The organism is Anabaena sphaerica FACHB-251, from assembly GCF_014696825.1.
Lineage (GTDB): Bacteria > Cyanobacteriota > Cyanobacteriia > Cyanobacteriales > Nostocaceae > RDYJ01.
The window spans coordinates 89,346-112,370 of record NZ_JACJQU010000014.1; the positions used below are offsets into that span (position 1 = coordinate 89,346).

The following is a 23,025-nucleotide window of genomic DNA, read 5'->3' on the forward strand; positions in this document are numbered from 1 at the left end:
TGAATACGGTATTTTAATTTCAAAAAAATGCTGAAAATATATCCCAGATCGCCAATTATTAAATAAATATAGCAATCTGGTATAAGAATTATTTTTACAACTTTTTATCAAAAATAGTTAAAAATTTTGAATAGATGCTATGGAAGATTGATATTAACTGTAAAATCAATTCACTCAACCCACAATTCAATGTACAGATATTAATGTTAGGGAAGCGGAAGCGATCGCACTAGCAATTTTGCGAGAAAATGCTTTAAATTTGTATGGACAGAGGTTAAAGGGGGAGTAAAAGACTATGATAGTGATATCTTTGTAAAATTACACTGTCAAGCACTTTGCATTTACTCCTATTAACTTTCCTCAGCCAATATAAAGAAATATGGAAAAAATGGTAAGCAGTAGGGATTTTAATAACTAAACAATTGTGTTATTGACTGCAATAATGTAAAATTATAGTCGTTACGAGAAAATAATTATGTTTACGCAAGTTACACTTAAAAACTTTAAAACCCATAAGCTGACTAATGTAGAGCTTCATCCAGTTACTTTGTTGATTGGTAATAATAATTCAGGTAAGTCTAATCTTATAGAAGGTATACAACACTTTTCTAACCTTGTCAGAAGAAGTTTTCCTAACAATCATAAAAAAACTGTTAATCTCTACGGAGATTTATATCCTCATCGTTATAGACTAGCTGCTGATAATGAACCAATGGGGTTTACTATACATTGGCATAATTCCAATGGAAGTATTATTTATGAAATAGAATTGTATGAAAATCAACACTTGGAAAATGTTGTTAGCTGTGGATGTAAGGAAAAAATAAAAATCAGACTAGATAGTAATAATGAAAAGGTAATTACCAGTGGATATGAACAGCAAACTCATTTCATTAGTTTAAGTCAAGATATTGAAAATAGTACATCTTTAAAACCAGAAGAAAAAAAAATATGTAAAGATTTTTTTCTAGATTTTATCAACACATACACTTATCACTTTCAACCTGATTTTTTAAAAGGGTTAGTTAAAGATGATCAAATAGAAAAGAGTGATTTTATTCAAATTCCTGCTGAATTAGGTAGTACAGGTTGTGGACTGCAAGCAGTAATTAAATATATCAAAGACAAAGAAGAACGGATATTTACAAGATTTACAGCTTTAATGAGGAGATTTGAAAATAGCTTTCAAGGAGTTCTATATAACGAGAAAACTTCAAAACTTTTGTGGAATTTTGATTTAGGTAGAACAGGAATTATTGAGGCATTTAATCCTGAATCAGTTTCAGATGGATTTATGAAAGCAGCAGCTATTAGTCTTCTTGCTTCTCTTGATATACCACCAAGTTTGATACTGTTAGAAGAAATTGAAAATGGTGTAAATCCTGGAAATATTCAAGAATTAATGCGTTGGATTTGGCAAATGACATCTCCCAATTCAGAACAGTTAACATCTCAATTTATCATTACTTCCCATAGTCCCTCTGTTTTACGCGAATTTCATAATCATTTAGATCATGTCTATACAGTGCGGTTGGAAAAACGTAATAGGAAGAGTGATGTCAGAAATCTTAATACATCTCTGGAAACACTTGTAGGTATAGGCACTGTAGAAGGTGAGATCATAGATGATGAAACTACAGGTAAAAAGATAGTTGAGATACCAAAGTATCAATTAGCAGAACTTTGGTATTCAGGGACAATTGGTTAATTAGGTGGGTAATTAGGGCAAATGTGATGCTAGAAAGAAATATAGGCATTGTTGGAGATGGAGCAACTGATATAGCAATTTTTAGAAAAATCTCTGAGTGTATTTTATCTGATGGAGAGCAAAACAATGTAACTCTTAACTATATCGAGTTAAGGAGGCAAACTATTCATGATGCTGTAGAAAAATATTGTCGAGAAGCCAATAAAATTACAGACGGTTGCTATTTAACAGGTAAACAGGCTTTAGATTTTAAAAATTCAGTCACAAACACTCTTTATGGTGCTTTTGCAGACTTTGAAAGTGAACTAGAACTAATTTCTAATCGAGATATTATCTTACTTACTGCTGATAGTGAACATACATTTTCTAACCCTGATGACTATTTTAAAGATTGGAGATTTAGTATATCTAAAATATTAGTAGGAAGTATAGAAGAATTTTATCGAGCGAAAGCAAGAGAAGGGTATACCCACGAATATCTACCTGTAGTAATTCCAATTGTTGTTTTTCCCTCTACAGAAATATTTATAGCTGCTGCCAAAATAGATACCCAAAAATTAATTAAGGAAGCTTATGGTAAAAAACCAAGAGAATTGAAACAATTACTTTATGGTACTACTGAACTGCAAACTTTAAGCGATGAAGAATTTAATAAAAAAGCATTAGATTTTATCAACTCAGAAAGCATAGGCAGAATTTTTCAGAGTGTTCCTGAATCTCGCACTTTTATTCAAACTTTATCTCTAGGTAAATATAGTATCTAAAAACAAAACCTACCTCTTCAAAAACTTCTGCCGCATCTTCACCACAAAACTATTAACCTCCGGTATTCTCAACCAAGCTGCAAAAACAGCAAACACCCCAATTCCCACTGCACCAGAAACACACAACTCAACTATTAAAACAACTAAACCCTTATTCCCCAAAACCTGCTGACAAGCAACCAAAGTCCCATAACTTGCAAATCCAGCACCCATACTACCCGCAGTTAAACCCATAATTGGTAAACTCCATTCCCGCAAAGGTAAACCGTTCAATTTACGATTTAGCAACCACAACAACATTAACATTGAACTACAATTTACCCCAACTGTAGCTAACACCAAACCAGGCGCACCAAAAGGTTTAACTAAAATAAAATCTAAACCAGCATTGAGTAAAATATTAAAAATGCTAATTCTAAAAGGTGTTTGTCCATCACCTAAAGCATAAAATACCCTAACTAAAACATCACGCCCTAAATAGGCAAACATTCCAATTCCATAGGCAATTAATAAGGAAGAAACTAGCTCAGTTGCTTCTTGTTTAAAAGCACCCCGTTGATAAACTACCTGCACAATTGGCTCAGATAAAGCTATCATTAATGCCCCTAAAGGTAGCATCGTTACCGCAGTTAATAAAAGTCCTTGACGAATGCGTAATTTTAAATCTGGCCAGTTTTCCGGTTCTGCTAATTTGGCAAATATTGGTAATAAAGGCAGTAAAATAATATTAGAAATAATCCCTAATGGAGTTTGTACTAATAAATTGGCATAGTTAAAACCTGCGGCTGCACCTTTAATGGGACTGGCAAAATATAAATCTGTGGCAACATTAATCGGCATCATTCCCGAAGAAACTGTTGCCGGAGTCATGATTTTAATTACTTCTTGAACAGCGGGAGATTTAAAATCAAATCTCAGCTTTAATGTTCCTAAACCTAACCGCCACTGCACAATTAACTGCACTGACCATTGCAAAATTGCTCCGGCCAAAGTTCCCCAAGCTAATACCATGCCACCGATTAAAGCGAATTCTGGTTTGATGATATCTTTGCCATATTGCAAAGCCAAAATCCCAATACCTGCAACTACGGTAATGCTGGATAATAAAGGACTAATTGATAGTAACCAATATTGATTTGCTGCATTGAGAGTACCGAAACCAATGCCAATTAAACCGGAAAATAAGGCCATGGGAGCCATTATTTGTAGTTGACGAATGGCGATCGCTCTCGTGCTAGGTTCTAAACCATAACCAACTATATCAATAATTGGTTCTGCCAAAAAAATCTGAGCAACTGTCACCACCAACAATAACCCACCGACTATGGTTGTGACTGTTTCTACTAAGGGTGCAGCTTCTTCTCGTTTGCGCTTGGCTAAAACGCTAACAATGGCACTATGTAAGGGACCATTGACACCACCGAGTAAAATTAGCAGAAAACCGGGGATAATGTAGGCGTAACTGTATGCCGTAGCAGCAGCACCAACACCAAAAACAGCCGCTATGGCTTGTTGCCTAATTAAACCAAATACTTTACTAATTAAGGTAGCTGCGGCAACTATACCAGCAATGCCAGCAAAAGAACGAGAGGGTTTTTGATCTTGTTGTTGTTGAGTCACGAATATTAATAGTCAGTTGTCATTAGTCATTAGTCATTGGGTAAAGGCAAGAGGCAAAAGATCAATATTCTTCCCCTGCTCTCTTCACTGTCACCTGTCACCTGTCACCTACTTACACCCCAAACTATCCCTTGTAGAAATACCAGTTACAGGATTAACACCATCAGCCCTTTCACACAATAGCGACACCTGATAACGGTCAATCAAAGCGTCTGTAAAATCAGCACCTGTGATATCCGCATCATAAAAGCGGCTACGGGTTAAAGTGGCTTCTGTGAAAATAGCGTTTTTTAGATTAGCACCATCTAGGGTAACTCGATCAACTAAAGCACCTGTTAAATTCGCATCTTGTAAATTTGCCTTTAATAACACACCCTTTGTTAACATGGCGTTAGTTAAATTCGCACCTTGAAAATTTGTCCCGCGCATTTCTGCGGACACAAAATTGACTCCTGTTAAATCAGTATGAGAAAAGTCACGATTTTCTAAAGAAGCGTTGTTATAGTTAATGGTATTGATTTGCGCGAAAGCAGGTTTAGGATTAATAATTATCCACAACCAAGCTAATATCAAAATCAATATTAAACTAAAAAATCTCAACAAAAATTTTTTCATAAGTTTATTAATTGTCAGTTGTTCAGTTATCTCGTTTGTCTCGTTCCCAGTCTGAGACTGGGAATGTCGTTACAGAGGCTCTGCCTCTGCTTTAATATCAGGCAGAGCCTTCTATAATTCATTCCCATACAGAGTATGGGAACGAGAAAAATGACCAATACTGACTAATGACTAATGACTATTTCCAATCTTTACCAATGCGAATTGTCAGGTCAGATCCTAAATCACCATTTGCGGAAACCTCAATTTGACCCAAGCCTAAAACTCCTTGCAGTTCCACTCCTGGTTGTGGGTTTCCTTTCTGGACAATTATCTGAGTTTGGCGCTGGGTATCAGGCCAATCAGGAATTGTGGAAATATCTGTAAAACCTTTTGATTTGAGATAGGTAATAACGTTTTCCGTTAACTGAGGTTGATTGGAAGCATTTTGAATAGCGATTTTGAGGCGAGAAACTGGACGTAAATCTGGTTTAAGACCAGGTATATTCACCCCAACATAATTATTCAATAAGCTTTGTTGTCCAGTGAGATTCAACCAATAGCTATCAGGATCTTTACTGAATTTACTGAACGTACCGGGTAGCATGGCCATTTGGAAATTATCCCGTTCTACATTCACGGAAAAATTCGCCAATGCCATCATTTCTTCCATTTTGAGGTTGGTGTCAAAATACTTTCGCATAATGCGAGTAATTTGGGGCAACCTGGGTAAAGTGGTCGGACTATTGAGACGTTGAACTAAAGCGGTTATCAGTGCTTGTTGCCGTTGCACTCTGGGCAGATCACCTACATTTGATTCTCGAAAACGAGCAAAATGTTCTGCTTGTTCACCGTTGAGGGTTTGCCAACCGCTAACTAAATTCACCGATAAACCACCGGAATTATCTTGATAATTCATCGCTTGGGGTACAAATACATCTACCCCACCCAACTGATCAACTAATTGCCGCAAGCCGCTAGTAGAGATGCGAATATAGCGATCAATAGGGGCATTACTCAAGGTGCGACTAACTACCCTTGCGGCTAATACTGGACCACCTTTGGCATTAGCTTCAGACACCTTTGTTAATCCCTGTTCTGGCAGGGCAATCATTGTCCCTCTGGGAATTGAGAGTACCCGGATAGATTTATCACTAGGATCTAGTCGGATCAACAGCATGGTATCGCTGCTACCAGCAAAACTTTCTGGGGAACCGTCAACAGTTCCTTTCACTGGTTCAATTCCCATGACTAAAATATTCATGGGTTTTGATAGCTGGTACTGGGAAAGTTTATTCCATAAATCCCCTGGTACTTTTAGCTGGTCTTTGCTGGTAGATCCAAAATCGTCATCTTTGACCTGATCTAAATTACTCCATAGGGGAGTCCATAGCGCCAAAGTTGATACCAGTAACCCCGATAAAATGATGCCAACAACAAAGGTTAATATCCACAATAGCCAGCGGGGCATTGTCAACCCTAAGCGATCGTAGAGTTCATTAGGGATAGCACCCACTGAATCGACGACGTTACGCGGATTATTTGCTGGCTGTTTTGGTTTAACCCCTGTCTCCGATCCTGGTGCTGGGGTAGGTATAACCTGATTTTCTATTCTTTGAAATTGTTGCGGTTGTGCCTCTTGATCTAAGGCTCCTGTTTGTTGAGGTATGACCTGATTTTCCGACCATTGAACTTGTTTTATCACAATTCTCTCCCCACTCAACCACTCCCTAAAGGTATGTTAATGCAAGCTACAAATCTTGTCGCTAGAGTTAGAGGTATCTATCTGTGCAAATTTTAGATTTTTCGGGTGTTGCTGTCCCAGCAGTTTTAGTTTCAATGATACTGATTTATTAGTTGAGACAATCCAAAATCTAAAATCCAAAATCTAAAATTGAATGACTGTACACTTGTATTGTTCTGAAGTAGGTGTATATGACAACATGAATAGTTCATTTATCCCTGTAATTCTTGCTGGTGGTAAAGGTGAGCGTTTTTGGCCTCTTAGTCGCCGAGACCGACCTAAGCAATTTTTAAGTCTCGATGGCAGTTCTAGAAGCCTACTACAAGCAACCGCTGATCGACTGCTAACACTCGCAGGCGGTTGGGATAACCTGTGGGTCATTACTTCTAGTCAAATAGCGCAAGGAGTACGACAACAATTACCCGATCTGCCAGAGCAAAATTTGCTGATTGAATCAGAGGGTAGGGATACAGCCGCAGCCGTTGCTTGGACAAGTTTGGAAATTAACAAGCGTTACGGAAAAGACGCTGTAATTGGCTTTTTCCCTGCTGACCACTGGATTGCGGATCAAGAGGTATTTGCACATACCTTAAGTGCGGCTACCCAGTTAGCGACTAGCACAGCAGCGATTGTCACTTTGGGGATCAAGCCTACTTTCCCTTCCACTGGTTACGGCTACATTGAACAAGGTGAAAAGATTGGTAGCTTTAATGAGTTGCCAGCTTATCACGTCAACCGCTTTACTGAAAAGCCCAACCGGGAAACAGCCGAGAATTTTTTATCAACGGGACGGTTTAGCTGGAATAGTGGTATGTTCGTGTTTCGGGCTGGAGTGGTTCTGCACGAACTGCATACCCATGCCCCAGAAATTATCGAACCTTTAAAACAGTATGGCCCTGATATTTATCCGCAGTTGCCTAAAAAAAGTATAGATTATGCGCTGATGGAAAAGACAAGTCTAGCATACGTTTTGCCGGTGGAATTTGGTTGGGATGATCTAGGCGACTGGAATGCGATCGAACGCCTACTGAAAACAGAGGATAATCCTAATGTTGAATTAGCTACCCATGTAGGACTAGATACTCAAGGGGCAATTATTTATGCTGCCAATCCAGATGATGTAGTTGTGACGATTGGGTTAGAGGATGTGGTAATTGTGCGCGATCGCAATGTTACGCTGATAGTTAAAAAGGAACGTACTCAAGAAATTAAGCAGATCCTCAAAACCCTACAAAGTGATCCCCGATTTACTGATCTCATGTAAAAGTTAAAACTGTTGGTAGAGGCTCAATAGTCCTGTTTTCAATTATAAATAGACAATCTATTCTATTCTGCTACTTTCAGCTTGATCAACAGTATTGAGCCAAGAAAGGGGAGACGGGGAGGTTAATAACCCTATCCCCAATCTCCAATCCCCAATCCCCAGTCCCCAGAAATGTTCTTAACCCAAACTGTACCCAGACAACGTGAAATTATTGAAGTAGTCCTCCGCAACGGCTGGGACTATATGCGAAGCCTGCTGACTGGTGGCAAAACTGATGAACCTCAACTACCTACACCTGCGGTATTAAAAAATATTTTAGTGGATTTGGGTCCGGTTTATGTCAAACTCGGTCAACTACTCTCTACCCGTCCAGATTTATTAAGTGCTGCGTATATAGAAGAACTGTCAACTCTACAAGATGAAGTACCCCCTGTTCCTTGGTCAGAGGTAGAAGTCGTTATCCGCAAACAGCTAAAAGGCCCACTAGAAGAAACTTTTCGCATAGTTAATCATTTCCCTGTAGCAGCGGGATCAATTGCCCAAACCCATCGCGCTACTCTCCATGATGGCAGGGAAGTTGCTCTCAAAGTCCAAAGACCGGGGATCGATACTACCATCGCTCAGGATATCGCCTTAATTCAAGGTATCGCGGATTTGGTCGCCCGGACTGATTTTGGGCAAACTTATGACATCAAATCTACTGCTGAAGAATTTACTAAAGCTTTGGAAGCAGAATTAGATTTTACACGAGAAGCAGGCTACACAGACCAACTACGACGCAACTTATCCCAAAGTCGTTGGTATGATCCCACACAAATTGTAGTTGCAGAAATTTACTGGCATTTGACTACACAAAAACTACTCGTGATGCAGTGGTTAGATGGTGTACCTTTGCTGTCCGCAGATTTAAGTATAAACGACAACGGTCAAGACCTCATCACCAAACGAAAAGCTGTAACTACTTTATTATTTAGAGTATTTTTTCAGCAACTATATATTGATGGCTTCTTTCATGCTGATCCCCATCCTGGCAATTTATTTTATCTCACGGATGGGCGTGTTGCTCTTTTAGACTGTGGCATGGTGGGCAGACTTGATCCCCGCACTCAGCAAATCTTAACAGAAATGTTGTTAGCAATTGTTGATTTAGATGCTCAAAGATGCGCTCAGTTAACTTTGCAACTCTCAGATTCTGCTCAACCAGTGATTTTATCTCGGTTAGAAAATGATTATGAGCGAATGCTGCGAAAGTATTATAATGTCAGCCTGACTGAGATAAATTTCAGTCAAATAATCTATGAAATTTTACAAATTGCCCGCAATAATAAAATTCGCTTACCCAGCAATATGGGTTTATATGCCAAAACATTAGCAAACTTAGAAGGGGTAGCGCGTACTTTTAACCCAGAAGTAAATTTATTTGATGAAATTAAACCATTAATTACAGATTTGTTTGGTCGTCAGTTATTAGGAGATAGTCCTCTACGATCGCTCTTACGCACTGCTTTAGATATCAAAAGTCTCTCCTTACAATCTCCCCGCCAAATTGAACTATTATTAGACCGTGTAACATCGGAAACTCTCCAGTGGAATTTATCATTGCGAGGATTAGACGGTGTGCGGCGGACAATGGACGATGCCGCCAATCGCCTTTCTTTTAGTATCTTAGTAGGTTCACTGATAATGGGAGCAGCCATTATTTCTAATAGAGCTACAACATCTCAATTATCTTATCTTAGCAGTGTGTTATTTGCAGCCGCTAGTTTATTAGGTTTATGGTTAATAATTAGTATTTTACGCTCAGGGCGTTTAAGGTAGCGATATTAACTCAGGTAAGGTGAGCAGTGCCAGATTGTGACTTGTTAAGTTTTATATCTAATTTTCCCAAGCGGCTTACGGAAGCTTCAAAATACTTAGATAATGTTACTTTAACGGTTATTTTAAATTTATTTTCAGTCATAAAAGGATGGTGCTGCAATATCACTAGAAAATTATAGTGATGATTAGATTTTCCTCTGGTATCAAATTGCTTTTTCCTAATTACCTTTTACGAGTTGTATCATTAGATAGCGCATTATTTAGGTATTTAGCTCTGATATCCAAAAATAAATATTCATGTTAAATCAACAAGGTATATTCCAGATTGATGAGGAAAATATCCCTTTACCTGGTGATCCACTACCATCCAATTCCCGATTTTATATTGAACGTCCTCCAATGGAAAGCGATGCTTATGCAGAATTACTCAAACCAGGGGGGTTACTTCGCATTAAAGCATCTTGCAATATGGGCAAAAGTTCCTTGATGTTACGGCTGATTCACCAAGCTATAAATCAGGGATACTCAATAGTTACTATAGATTTTAAACAGGCAGATAGCCAAATTTTTGTGAGTCTTCACAAATTTTTACGTTGGTTTTGTATTAATGTTGCTCGTCAGTTGTCCCTTGCACCAAATCTAAACGATTATTGGGATGAGGAGATCGGGAGTAAGATTAGTGCTTCAATTTATTTTGAGGGGTATTTATTAGAACAAATTCAGAGTCCATTAGTTTTAGTGTTAAATGAAGTAAATTATATTTTTGAACATCCGCAAATTGCTCAGGATTTTCTGTCTTTGTTAAGAAGTTGGCATGAACAAGCTAAACAAACTCAAATTTGGCAAAAATTGCGTCTGGTAGTAATTCACTCTACAGAAGTTTATATTCCTTTAAATGTAAATCAATCTCCATTTAATGTGGGGTTGTCCATAAAAATTTCCGAATTTAATGCGGATCAAGTAACAGAATTCGCTAGACAGCACGAACTGAATTGGTTTGATAGTGGTGCTGTACAACAATTAATGCAGCTTGTTGGTGGACATCCTTATTTAATTCATCTAGGTTTATATCATCTCCGGCAAGAAAAAATTTCTTTTCCAGAACTACTGGCAACTGCTATCAGTTACAACGGCATTTATACCAATCATTTACTATGTTTGTTGACGATATTACAAAGCGATCCAGAATTATCTAAGGCATATTATCAAATTATAAATTCTCAAGAGTGTCCCCATATATCTGCTAATTTAATTTATAAATTAGACAGTTTGGGACTTATTAAAAAATTAGAAGGTGATAATTTTCAACCTGCTTGTGAAATGTATCGTTTATTTTTCCAAAAAGAAAACTTAATTATAGAAAACAAGAATGTTATTCGTTTACAACAACTAGAAGAAGAAAATCAAAGATTAAAAATGTTAGTAAATATTGATACACTAACTCAAATTGCTAACCGGAGGTATTTTGATAATCGTTTCCTCATAGAATGGCGAAGGATGGAACGTATCCAAGAACCCATATCTTTGATATTAGCAGATGTAGATAAATTTAAACTTTTTAATGATACATATGGACATCAAGCTGGTGATGATTGTTTACGTCAAGTTGCTCAAATAATTGATTCAGTAATTAAACGTCCAGGTGATTTAGTCGCTCGTTATGGTGGTGAAGAATTTGCTTTAATTTTACCACAGACTGACGCTAAAGGAGCGATGATGATTGCGGAAGAAATTAGAGAAAAAGTCAGATCATGGGAAATTAAAATTCCTAGTTTCACAAAATATAGTCAAGAAAAAAATATAATTAGAGTAACCATTAGCTTAGGAATTGCTTGTATTATTCCTCAAACATCTCTTGGTTTTCAAGAATTATTTGAAGCAGCCGATCAAGCACTATATCAAGCCAAGCAAATGGGGCGCGATTGCACTATTTTGAGTTCCCAATTTGGTTATTGTCAATTGAGTTAGCAATGATATTTCTATGTGAGCTATTCCCTTGGTTATTAAGTATAGCTAAACCACTCAATCTATCACAAATAAAATAGAATTACTATATGAATAATTACATCTATCAAGTTGGTGGTAGCCTGACAAATAACGCCCCTAGTTATGTGGAAAGAGCAGCAGATATAGAATTGTATCAAGCTTTAAGACAAGGGGAATTTTGCTATGTTCTCAACTGTCGTCAGATGGGTAAATCATCTCTATTGGTGAGAACAAAACATCGTTTAGAACAGGAAGGATTTAAATGTACAACTGTTGATATGACTAATATTGGCAGTGAGAATATTACCCCAAGTCAATGGTATAAAGGTATAGTTGCCGATTTATGGAGAGGATTTAAACTATTAGGTAAATTAAATTTAAAATTATGGTGGCAAGCAGGAGATGATATTTCTTTATTGCAAAATTTAAGCAGGTTTATTGCTGATTTACTGATTCATTTTCCCGAAGAAAAACTAATTATTTTTATTGATGAAATTGATAGTATTCTCAGTTTAGATTTTAGTGTAGACGATTTCTTCGCACTAATTAGATATTGTTACAATCAAAGAGCAATTGAACCAGAATACAATCGACTGACATTTGCGATTTTTGGAGTAGCCACACCATCTGATTTAATTCAAGATCCGCAAAGAACACCTTTTAATATTGGTAAAGCTATTGAATTAAAAGGATTTAATATAGAAGAAATAGAGTCTTTAATTAGAGGAATTGAAGCATTTTTTCCGAATCCAAAAGCAATAATAAAACAAGTGTTAGCTTGGACAGGAGGACAGCCTTTTCTCACTCAAAAAATATGTAATTTAATTACTGGGCTAGAATTTAAAGCAGAGGCTAAATTCCTTGATTTTCTTGGAGGTAGTGAAGACTTTTGGATAGATAATATTATTAATAAATATATTATTAACGATTGGGAATCTCAAGATGAACCTGAACATTTAAGAACTATAAGAGACAGAATACTTTACAATCAACAACGTGCAGGAGGATTACTGGGAATTTACCAGCAAATTTTGCAAGATTTCCAAGTAACCACTGATGAGAGTAGAGAGCAAATAGAATTGCTCCTTTCTGGTTTGGTAGTCAAAAAAGAAGGATTATTAACTGTTAAAAATCGCCTTTATGCAGAAGTATTTAATTTAAATTGGGTAGAAAAACAATTAGCTAATTTACGTCCCTACTCTCAGACTTTTGATGCGTGGTTAACTTCCCAACAAACTGATGAATCTCGCTTATTGAGAGGACAAGCACTAGTAGATGCTCAAGCTTGGGCTTGGGATAAAAGTTTAACCAATTTAGATCATCAATTTTTAGCTAAAAGTGCAGAATTGCAACACCGAGAACAACAACTTATTTTAGTAGCAGAAAGAGCTAAAAGTATTGAAATTCAACTGCTTGAACAACAAAAAAATGCTCGCTTACAAAAATTCCTCTTGGGTGTAATTAGTATAGCTTTTTTAACTGCTGTTGGTTTAGGAGGGATAACTTTCTGGTTATATCGTCAGTCTCGTCAGAGCGAAAGATTAGCAAAAATCAGTGAAATTGAAGCACTAACATCTTCATCAGAAGCTCGATTTAAGTCTCATCAAGGATTAGAAGCTTTACAAGATGCAATTAAAGCCAAAAGAGAATTTAAGGAGTTAAAAATTAATCATCCTGACCTGGAACAACTAACAAATAATATTTTGCGTCAAGCGAGTTATGGAGCGCAAGAATGGAATCGTTTTTCAGGGCATAATCTCAGTTTGATTTGGGATGTATCTTGGAGTCCTGATAGCGAAATTATAGCACTTACTAATCGAGATGGAGTTTCTTTATGGCAGAAAAATGGCAAACTAATACGCACATTTAAAGGTCATAATTCCACTGTTTTGACAGTTGCTTTTAGTCCTAATGGTAAGATTATTGCTTCCGGTAGTATTGATAAAACTGTCAAACTTTGGTCATTGCATGGACAAGAGTTGAAAACTATTTCTGTTAATGCACAAGTTCAAAGCATAGCTTTTAGTCCTGATGGTAAACTGCTGGCAATTGGCATGAATGATGGTAACTTAGGATTGTGGAATTTAGCAGAGGAAAAACTGACTATTATTAAAGCTCATAAATTAAATATTTATAAGGTAATATTTACTCCTGATGGGAAAAAATTAGTAACAGGTAGTTTTGACGGCACAGCAATACTTTGGAGTAGAAACGGGAAAAAATTAGTTACCTTTAATCGTGGTAAAGATGCTGTCAGAGGTTTAGCAATTTCTCCTGATGGTAAATTTTTAGCTACAGGTGGTAATAATAAAAAGATTGAGATTTGGAGTCTTGATGGTAGAAAAATAAACTCTTTTGAAGGACAATATTCAGTAATTGCTATTACCTTTAATCCTGATGGTAAAACCATTGCTGCTGCCAGTTGGGATAAAGTAGTAAAAATGTGGAGTCTGGATGGTAAAGATTTAGGAACTTTAGAAAGACATCAACAAGCAATTTGGGCGATCGCGTGGAGTCCTGATGGTAAAATTTTAGCCACAGGTAGTTTAGATAGTAGCGTTAAACTTTGGCAGTTAGAAAATCCCTTACTCACAGTTTTAAGAGGACATCAACTCAACTTAACAGAAGCTGCCATTACTCCTAATGGTAAAATCATTGCTACCACAGGTTGGGATTATGTCATTAATCTTTGGCAACCTAATGGTACATTACTTAGAAGTCTTAAAGGACACGAAAATGGAGTTACCTCCGTTCTCTTTAGTCCTGATGGCAAGTATTTAGTAACTGCCAGTTATGATAAAACTATCAAAATCTGGAACATAGATGGCACTCTGATAGAGACTCTACCAGGACACACTGCACCAATCGAAAATATTGCCTTAAGTTCTGATGGTCAATTTCTCGCTTCAGTTGGTTTTGATCAAACCCTACGACTTTGGCAAAGAGATAATAAAAAACCGTTTAGCTTTCGGTTACAAACAACTATCAATGCACATAGAGAACCTATTGCTCGTGTGGACTTTAGTCCTGATGGTCAGATATTAGCAACTGCCAGCTATGATAAAACAGTAGGTCTATGGAATAGAGAGGGTAAACTATTAAACACCTTAAAAGGACATAATAGCCAAGTCTTTGATGTTGTCTTTAGTCCCGATGGCAACCTAATTGCATCGTTAAGTGAGGATGGTACTATCAAATTATGGCAACGCAATGGTCAGTTATTAAAAACATTAGTCCAGTCAAAAACCAGATTGAACAGGCTCAAATTTAGTCCAGATGGACGAATGATAGCTGCTGCTAGTGACGATAACACAATCAATCTCTGGAATCTTGATGGTACACCAATAATTACCCTATTTGGTCATCGTGCGGTCGTGTCTTCCTTAACCTTTACTTCTGATGGTAAAAATATAGTTTCTGTTAGTGGCGATCGCACTGCAATTATCTGGGACTTACCCAAAATTCTTGCTCTCAATGAATTAAATTATGCTTGTAATTGGATCAGGGATTATTTACAGAATAATCAAGAATTAGCAAAAAATGATTCCCCCAGAGAGAAGCTTTCTGATCGCCATCTGTGTGATCCTTAAGTAGGAGGTAGAAACTCAAAAACAGACAGTAGAAGGAAATATTTTTTATGTCAATAATCATAGCAGAAAACCTCAGTAAATCCTATCCAGTAGCGATTAAAGAGCCTGGTATTCGTGGAACTATCACCCACTTTTTTCGCCGTACATATCGCAATATTAATGCTGTTCAGGATGTTACTTTTACCATCGAACCAGGGGAAGTAGTCGGTTTTTTGGGACCTAACGGCGCAGGGAAAACTACTACTTTAAAAATGCTTACCGGGTTAATTCATCCCTCTAGTGGAAAAGTCAAAGTTGCTGGACAGATTCCCTTTAGTCGTCAAGAAGCATTTTTGCAAAAAATCACCCTAGTCATGGGACAAAAACAGCAATTAATTTGGGACTTACCAGCAATAGATTCCTTAAAAATTAATGCCGCAGTTTACAATATTTCTGATCAAGAATTTCATCGACGAGTTGGTGAATTAACAGAAATGCTATCTCTAGAAGGTAAGCTTAACCAACCAGTTAGAAAACTTTCATTGGGTGAACGGATGAAAGCCGAACTATTAGCGGCACTTTTACACCGTCCCCAAGTATTATTTTTAGATGAACCAACTTTAGGACTAGATGTAAATGCTCAAGTAGGAGTAAGGGATTTTTTACGAGAATACAATCAACTCTATCAAGCAACAGTATTATTAACAAGCCATTACATGGCAGATATCACAGCTTTATGTCAACGCGTGCTATTAATTCATCAAGGAAAATTAATGTATGATGGTAGATTAGATGGACTATTAGAAAACTTCGCACCTTACCGAGAAATATATGTGGAATTAGCTCAAGCATTACCAGCAGAAAAACTAATGTCTTATGGTGATATTCAACTTTTAGAAGGACGAACAGTCAGATTTATAGTCCAGAGAGAAGCACTAACTCGCACAGTATCACAGATTTTAGCTGATTTAGATGTGGTCGATTTAACAGTCACTGAACCACCCATAGAAGAAGTAATAGGCAGAGTTTTTCAATCTGGTGTTGTATAATCAGTGCTGAATTTTTATGTTTTCCTAACCAGAATTTACCCATTAAAAATGAAAAAAATTCTCAAAAAAATACTGATTTTCCTAACCGTATATTATGCCTATATGCTGGAATATCGCTCAGAACTCATATTATGGATTTTATCTGGTTCCTTACCCATAATTCTCATGGGTGTCTGGATAAAAGCCGCAGAAGGAGGAAAGTTTGGTTTGACATCTGTAGATTTTATCCGGTACTTTTTTGCTGTTTTTCTGGTTAGACAAATTACTGTTGTGTGGGTGATTTATGAGTTTGAAAAAGAGGTAGTAGAAGGTAAACTATCACCCCGGTTATTACAACCTATAGATCCAGTATTTCATCATATTGCCAACCATGTTTCTGAAAGATTCGCCCGGTTGCCTTTTGTATTTCTATTCATAGGATTATTTTTTTTATTATATCCCCAAGCTTTTTGGTTGCCGAGTGTATCTAATTTATTTTTATTTATCTTAGCGGCGTTGCTGGCTTTTGCGTTGAGGTTTTTAATTCAGTATACCTTTGCGATGTTTGCTTTTTGGACAGAAAGAGCAACAGCTTTAGAAAATTTTTGGTATTTGTTTTTTATGTTTTTATCAGGTATGATTGCACCTTTAGAAGTTTTTCCAGAAGCTGTGCGAAACGTGGTCATGTTTACACCATTCCCCTATTTGATTAATTTTCCTGCCAGTATTTTGGTAGGTTTACCAGTAGATTTAACCAGGGGGTTTTTGTCAATTTTGGGTTGGTTACTCATATTTTTAGGTGCAAATCGCTTGTTATGGCGTGCAGGATTAAAGCAGTATTCAGGAATGGGAGCTTGAATAATTCATAATTGATAATTTATATAGGACTACTATTTGATTTTTGATAGCTTGCGTGGCGTAGCCATACAAGACTCAGTACACACGGAAACTCTTCTTACCTGTTCCCTGTTCCCTGTTCCCTGTTCCCTGCCTCTACGAAAAATTCATAAATCAAATCGGATCACTATAATTAAGAGTGTTCATGTTCGGTGATTTCGTTTGGTGGTGTCTGAATACTTTGAATTATTTCTTGTAATTCATCTAGAGTATTTACAATCAGAATGCCTTTCTGAATAGTTCTTAAAATGTCTAAATCAGAAAACTGTAATATTTCTGGCATTAATGCTAAACCTTCAGCACCGAATTTAACATCTAAAGCTAACTCAATCCCTGACAGCCTTTCTTTTAGCCGTCCTTCTTCTCTACCTTTGTGCAGAATTTCCTGATAGAAGAAAGATTTTTCTAACACTGTTATCCTCCACCTAATTATTTATTTAAATCTAACTTCCTGATATTTTGCACCATGATCGTATTGCGAAAATAAAATCCTATAACCATGATTATTTCATAGGGTGGGCATTGCCCACCCTACCTGAAATTGCAGAAGTTTAATTTCTCTGCATAAATTCTCGCAATTCATCGACAGTATTTACAGTCAGAATGCCCCTTTGAATATTTTTTAACTCTTCTAAATCAGCAAGTTGTGATATTTCCGGCATTAGTTGTAAACCTTCATTACCAAATTTTATTTCTAAACTTAGTTCAATAGCTGACACTATACCCCGTTTTTCACCTCTTTGTTCGCCTCTTTGTTCACCTCTTTGTTCACCTTCTTTTAAAATCTGTTGATACCAGGGAGACTCGCGTAATACCACCATATCCCACCTCATGATTTGCTGAACTAAAACGCTATCTAATACGAAGGTAGCAAAAAAAGCCATGACAGTTTCTAATTGGCTTAATTGTTCATCTGCACGAAGCATTTGTAAAGCTTGTCTGACTTTTGATTCTTCACCACCATTTTTGAGAATTGGTACAAAGGGAAGCAGTGAAGGAATGGGTAGACTCAACGCTATTTCAACATCAACTTCCCAAAGATTGATCACCCTGTAGTCTTGACACGCTTGTAAACCCGCAAATTCTGATTCGTAGCAGGTAGGAATTTCTGCTTCGCTTTCTTTGAGAATGTTAATTAATACCGGGTAGGTAGGAAGATCATATTTTTCTTCTGCTAGTGCTGCATAAGCCCGCATTCGTTTAGGCATTTCTGGCTTATATCGTAATTGTAACTCGTTGAGTAAGAGAAATTCGCCGTACTGCGGACTAGTAGCTTTAACTAATACATCACTTTCCCTGCTTAACCATTGAAATTCTGAATTGAGGATTTCTCCGGTGATAATATCGGGAATTTGTGTCACCCATTTTACCCAATTTTCCGGGGCGAGGCTGATTAGTTTTTTGGTGCTAATATCTGCTTTTTTGACCATAATGGGAATAAGATTTATTTCAAGCAGAGAAACCAGCGGATGAGGAATATTACAAATTACTGGGTATGGTTTTAAATTTATCTGTCGAACCTAATGAATAATCTTCTAATTTAAAATCAGCAAATGGTTTTTTCTCTAATCTATCTTTTAAAGCTTCATCTAATATTACTCCTTCGGCTTGTTTCTTGACTCCAATGATAATTATACTGCGTTGATAAGCGGTTGAATCTTGACTTGCTTGACAATCTTTTCTCTGAAATTGACCAAGATTTAATAAGCGATAACTTTTAACGCTAGATGTATTACTAAATAACTTCTTGGCTAAAAGTTGAATTTGTTTAGAACGTTCTAAAGCCCTACTTTGTTCTGCTGTTATATCACCCTCACAAGATGCTGTTCCTACAGAAATAATTTCGCTAGGATTTTCCATTATTCTCTGTATTCCCTCTTCCTCTAGCTTAGATTTTAAGGAATCAAGGGTAATCGTTTCATCATTATATTTTATTTGGTATGTACTGCCTAACTGCCATTTATATTCTACAGATAGAACTGCTATATTAAATTCCGCAACTCTACCTTGACTATCTTTACCTTCTTCATAAGGAAAATAATCAACGTTGCCTTTTTTAACTGGTGGTTGTCCATAATCAGCAGGAAGAACTGTAAATTTAGTATTTCGGCTGGCTAGTGCTACTGTCCACAGCAGTAATAAGGAAACAATTAACGCAGTGAACAGGGCTAATAATGGTAATTTTTCTGATTGTTTTTGTGGTGGTTTAACTGTTTTGTTGGTGGTTGTTTGGTTAAGAATTTCTGTAGAAAAACCACCGACAACATTTACTGTTGCTGCGTTACTTCCTGTTAACGGATTTTCTAAATCCGTCAATTTGTCTAATATTTCTCTGGCATTTTTAGGACGTAGATTAACTTCATTCGCCATCAACCAATCAATAAAATTTAATAGCGATGATGAAACATGATTTGCTAAATGTCGCCATTTTAAGACATCCAGATGAGCATCATATAATTGAGCAGGTTGACATCCAGTTAATAAAAATACAAAGGTGCGTCCTAAAGCAAAAAAATCTGATTGGGGTAAGGCTTGACCATTCATTTGTTCTCTGGGACTATAACCAGATGAAGAAATAGATGTCATGCTGCCATTATTCGCTATATAAGTTTTAGTAATTTCTCTGGCTGTGCCAAAATCAATTAATACTAATTGTCCATCTGGGCGAATCATAATGTTAGATGGTTTAATATCTCGATGTAGATATTGGTGGTTATGTACTAATAATAAAATTTCCGTTAATTGTTTTAACCAAGCTATAGCTTGTCCTTCAGAAATGGGGCGGTTTTGTTGTTGCTTTAGCCATTGTTCTAGGTTTGGTCCCTCAATTTTTTCCATCACCATACAATGCAAAGTTAAACCTGCTCTAGTTTGATAGGAAAAATACCCTTCTCCTTGGGGAATTCCCGGATGATGTAATTGTTCTAAAACGTTTACTTCTTGCTGAAATAAAGATACTGCTTTGTTATCATTTGCTAATTCTTCTTTGAGAATTTTCAGAATTTTTGGTGTGTCTTGTTGGTAGGCTTCATACACTTTACTGAATCCTGTTTTATCACTCAATAAACGCAGTACCCGATAACGTCCTAATAATTCCAATTGAGAACCACAACTTTGACAAAAGCGGTTTTCGTCGTTGTCTGGGTGGTTGGGTTGAGGACAAACTGGATTAATACAAAGACTCATAACAGGGAATAGGGAATAGGGAATAGGGAACAGGGAACAGGGAACAGGGAACAGATAATAAGTAATAAGATAATTATTAACTAATGACTAATGACCAATGACTAATGACCAAACTCATTTTTGTTCTGCTAAAAATTTAGCTACTGTTTGATTAAATTCTTCTGGTTGGGTTAAAAATGGCCAATGATTTCCAGGAACTTTCTTAAATGTGAGGTTTATGAGGTTGGTTTTGTAGGGTTGAATTTGCCAATTTTGGCGGTTTACTCCTTTGTCGGGTTGAATAAAGAGGGCAGGTATATCAACTGGAGTAATAAAACCTGGGACTTCTAATACTGCATCAAAAATACCATCACGGGCAGCAATAGTAAATTTGCTACCCCAAGTTCCATCGGGTTTTTGTTCAATTCCTGCTTGAAAAACTTGCTGTTGTACAGAATTCCAGTTTTGAAATTGACTGAGTTGTTTGATTTTTTGTTCTGCTTCTTCGTAACTGGCAAATGGTCCCATAGTTTTCAGGAAGGGTAAGACGCTATACAACAGAGGAAAGGTTAATTTCAGGAAACGGGGCATTTTCCAGATGAAAATAGGATCTACCAAAGTGATACTGTTTAAGCGTGCTGGGTTTCGTCTTGCCCAAATAGCGGCTAATTTCCCTGTCCAAGAGTGACTAACAACATGAGCAGCAGTCCATCCTAGTTTATCCATTAATGCTTCTAGGTCTGCGATCGCACTCTCAAAACTATAATCTTGCTCCGGTTTACTACTCTCACCATGACCACGCATATCCGGAGCTACTATATGATAATCAGCCGCTAAATAGTCTCCCAAGCTAGACCAAACTAAGGCATTATCAGCCATACCATGTAACAGTAGTAATGGTTCTTCAGCTTGGTTCCATTCCAGGTAAGAAATTTCTACATCCGCTGTTGATAAAGTTTTACGTACAGGTATCATTTGATAATTCATAATCTGTAATTGGTAATTGAAAATTATCTCCCCTGCTCCCCTGCTCCCCTGCTCCCCATCTCTTCCAAAGATTGTACCCATCAGCACGAAATAATAAGGTAGATGAATGTCAAGATCAAAAAATAGAACTTTCTGAGGATATTAAAATTACTATGCCAGAAATACACCAATCTATTGCCCAACATTACCATGAGCGTACTAAATATGACCCAGAGACGCTGGCATCTAAAAGTCAAAGGTTAGACTGGGCTAAACAGCCTGTACCGTTTAAAGAGTACAAAATTGGCTCTGATTTTGACCTTAAACCCTATCTGCAAGAAAAACCAGAGGTGTTTGCTCATAACCCAGATGCTAAATGGTGGCAAAGACTTTCTCAACTGCTATTTCACAGTTATGGACTAACTGCGAAAATGCCTTCTATGGGCAGTGCGGTATATTTGCGCTCTTCTCCCAGTGCAGGGGGGTTATACCCGGCTGAAGTATATCTAGTTTCTCGTGGCACGCCTTTGTTACCTGCTGGACTCTACAATTATCAGTGTCGAACTCATTCTCTGATGCAGTTTTGGGAAAATGATGTTTGGACGACTTTACAAACAGCTTGTTTATGGCATCCTAGTTTAGAAAATACCCAACTGGCTATTATTACTACTGCTGTTTTTTATCGTTCAGCATGGCGTTATGAAGATCGGGCTTATCGGCGGATTTTTCTAGATACAGGACATCTTCTAGGTAACATAGAGTTAGCTGGTGCAATTACTGATTATCGCCCTCATTTAATCGGTGGTTTTGTTGATGAAGCCGTCAATGATCTACTTTATATTGATCCAGAACAAGAAGGTGCAACTGTTGTTCTAGCTTTAGCAGATTTATTAGATGTTAAGCAAAATTTGCCCTTGGGAAAAACTGCTTTACCTTCGTCTACTGACACTAATTATCCCTCCATTCCCGATGGCGAACTGTTAAAATATTTTCATTTTCATACCCAAATTCAATCTAGCACTACTGCACAAAATAATTTAACAACAACCAAACCAGAAAAAACCTTAGAGGATAAATATAATTTCCCGTTTTGTGACAAAATTTCTACTGTCACTGCCCCAATTGACTGGGGTAAAAATCTTTTGGAGTTAGAAAATACTATCTATAAACGTCGTTCTACTCGCGCTTATAGTGGCGATAACTTAACTTTTGATGAACTTAAATCTTTGCTCGATTTCACCTACCAAACACAAAATTATCTTGATCAAAATTTAGATACTACTCCCGATTACTTTGACTTGAATTTAATTGAAACATTTATTGCTGTGTCTGGTGTGAAAGGACTCGATTCAGGTTGTTACTATTATGCACCTAAAGCCCAAGAATTAAGACAAATTCGCTTTAAGAATTTTCGTCGTGAGTTACATTTTCTTTGTTTGGGGCAGGAACTAGGACGGGATGCAGGAGCAGTAATATTTCATACTGCTGATTTGAAAACGGCTATTGCTCAATATGGCGATCGCGTTTACCGTTATTTACATCTAGATGCTGGACATTTAGGACAAAAGCTCAATTTGGCAGCCATCCGCTTGAATTTAGGTGTTAGTGGTATCGGTGGCTTCTTTGATGATCAAGTTAATGATGTTTTGGGTATTCCTGCTGATGAAGCTGTTCTTTATATCACGACTTTGGGCAGGCCAAGGTAAATATTCAGTTATCAGTTGTCAGTTATAGCAATCCTTAATCATTTGTGAATAACGAGATCCCCTACTTCTTTAAGAAGTCTCTGAGTAGGCTTAATTCACGTAACCGCCAGTTAACGGACTCTATTCATAATAATTAAAAAAATCATACGGCGATGCCTAATGTAAAGGCATCGCGGATTTTAGATTTGCGATTTAT

At 37.0% G+C, this 23,025-nt stretch carries 16 protein-coding genes; 9 read left to right on the forward strand and 7 right to left on the reverse strand.

Features of this window, described 5'->3' with window-relative positions; translation table 11 throughout:
• Nucleotides 1–475 precede the first annotated feature (475 nt).
• Both H6G06_RS19850 and H6G06_RS19855 read left to right on the forward strand, forming a co-directional pair.
• On the forward strand, nt 476–1,708 hold the full coding sequence (locus tag H6G06_RS19850) for an AAA family ATPase (protein ID WP_190563238.1): 1,233 nt from the start codon (nt 476–478) through the stop codon (nt 1,706–1,708).
• A 26-nt stretch (nt 1,709–1,734) separates the two neighbouring features.
• Nucleotides 1,735–2,472, forward strand: a complete 738-nt coding sequence (locus tag H6G06_RS19855; RefSeq protein ID WP_190563240.1) for a hypothetical protein — start codon at nt 1,735–1,737, stop codon at nt 2,470–2,472.
• A 9-nt stretch (nt 2,473–2,481) separates the two neighbouring features.
• Here H6G06_RS19855 and murJ read toward each other — a convergent pair whose 3' ends face one another.
• The 3 genes from murJ to H6G06_RS19870 form a co-directional block, all read right to left on the reverse strand.
• A complete protein-coding gene (gene murJ, locus H6G06_RS19860; RefSeq protein WP_190563242.1) occupies nt 2,482–4,092 on the reverse strand; it encodes a murein biosynthesis integral membrane protein MurJ in 1,611 nt (536 codons plus the stop codon).
• A 108-nt stretch (nt 4,093–4,200) separates the two neighbouring features.
• Nucleotides 4,201–4,707, reverse strand: a complete 507-nt coding sequence (locus tag H6G06_RS19865; protein ID WP_190563244.1) for a pentapeptide repeat-containing protein — start codon at nt 4,705–4,707, stop codon at nt 4,201–4,203.
• 178 nt (nt 4,708–4,885) lie between these two features.
• Entirely contained in the window at nt 4,886–6,391 is a 1,506-nt protein-coding gene (locus H6G06_RS19870; RefSeq protein ID WP_190563246.1) for an LCP family glycopolymer transferase, read from the reverse strand.
• A 238-nt stretch (nt 6,392–6,629) separates the two neighbouring features.
• On the opposite strand from H6G06_RS19870, the gene H6G06_RS19875 reads away from it, so the two are divergent.
• The 6 genes from H6G06_RS19875 (at nt 6,630) to H6G06_RS19900 (ending at nt 16,953) form a co-directional block, all read left to right on the forward strand.
• Entirely contained in the window at nt 6,630–7,694 is a 1,065-nt protein-coding gene (locus H6G06_RS19875) for a mannose-1-phosphate guanylyltransferase (protein ID WP_190563302.1), read from the forward strand.
• A gap of 171 nt (nt 7,695–7,865) precedes the next feature.
• On the forward strand, nt 7,866–9,512 hold the full coding sequence (locus H6G06_RS19880) for an ABC1 kinase family protein (RefSeq protein WP_190563248.1): 1,647 nt from the start codon (nt 7,866–7,868) through the stop codon (nt 9,510–9,512).
• Between the two features lie 297 nt (nt 9,513–9,809).
• A complete protein-coding gene (locus H6G06_RS19885) occupies nt 9,810–11,480 on the forward strand; it encodes an AAA-like domain-containing protein (RefSeq protein WP_190563250.1) in 1,671 nt (556 codons plus the stop codon).
• 86 nt (nt 11,481–11,566) lie between these two features.
• Nucleotides 11,567–15,088: a WD40 domain-containing protein gene (locus tag H6G06_RS19890; protein ID WP_190563252.1), complete on the forward strand. Its 3,522-nt coding sequence runs from the start codon at nt 11,567–11,569 to the stop codon at nt 15,086–15,088.
• A gap of 47 nt (nt 15,089–15,135) precedes the next feature.
• Nucleotides 15,136–16,116, forward strand: coding sequence for an ABC transporter ATP-binding protein (locus H6G06_RS19895; RefSeq protein ID WP_190563253.1), 981 nt, complete (start codon nt 15,136–15,138; stop codon nt 16,114–16,116).
• 48 nt (nt 16,117–16,164) lie between these two features.
• On the forward strand, nt 16,165–16,953 hold the full coding sequence (locus H6G06_RS19900; protein ID WP_190563255.1) for an ABC transporter permease: 789 nt from the start codon (nt 16,165–16,167) through the stop codon (nt 16,951–16,953).
• A 172-nt stretch (nt 16,954–17,125) separates the two neighbouring features.
• Here H6G06_RS19900 and H6G06_RS19905 read toward each other — a convergent pair whose 3' ends face one another.
• From H6G06_RS19905 to H6G06_RS19920, 4 genes are all read right to left on the reverse strand, one after another.
• The gene (locus H6G06_RS19905) at nt 17,126–17,404 is read right to left on the reverse strand and encodes a hypothetical protein (RefSeq protein ID WP_190563257.1); all 279 of its coding nucleotides are present in this window, start codon (nt 17,402–17,404) and stop codon (nt 17,126–17,128) included.
• Nucleotides 17,405–17,543: 139 nt separating this feature from the next.
• The gene (locus H6G06_RS19910; RefSeq protein ID WP_190563259.1) at nt 17,544–18,422 is read right to left on the reverse strand and encodes an Rpn family recombination-promoting nuclease/putative transposase; all 879 of its coding nucleotides are present in this window, start codon (nt 18,420–18,422) and stop codon (nt 17,544–17,546) included.
• Nucleotides 18,423–18,471: 49 nt separating this feature from the next.
• Nucleotides 18,472–20,178 (reverse strand): serine/threonine-protein kinase, encoded by a 1,707-nt coding sequence (locus H6G06_RS19915; RefSeq protein ID WP_190563261.1) that lies wholly within the window; start codon nt 20,176–20,178, stop codon nt 18,472–18,474.
• A gap of 114 nt (nt 20,179–20,292) precedes the next feature.
• Nucleotides 20,293–21,132 carry an alpha/beta fold hydrolase gene (locus tag H6G06_RS19920; protein WP_190563304.1) on the reverse strand — a complete coding sequence of 280 codons (840 nt, stop codon included), beginning with the start codon at nt 21,130–21,132 and terminating at the stop codon, nt 20,293–20,295.
• 164 nt (nt 21,133–21,296) lie between these two features.
• Between H6G06_RS19920 and H6G06_RS19925 the strand changes: the two genes are divergently transcribed.
• A complete protein-coding gene (locus H6G06_RS19925; protein WP_190563263.1) occupies nt 21,297–22,829 on the forward strand; it encodes a SagB/ThcOx family dehydrogenase in 1,533 nt (510 codons plus the stop codon).
• The last annotated feature ends 196 nt before the right edge of the window (nt 22,830–23,025 follow it).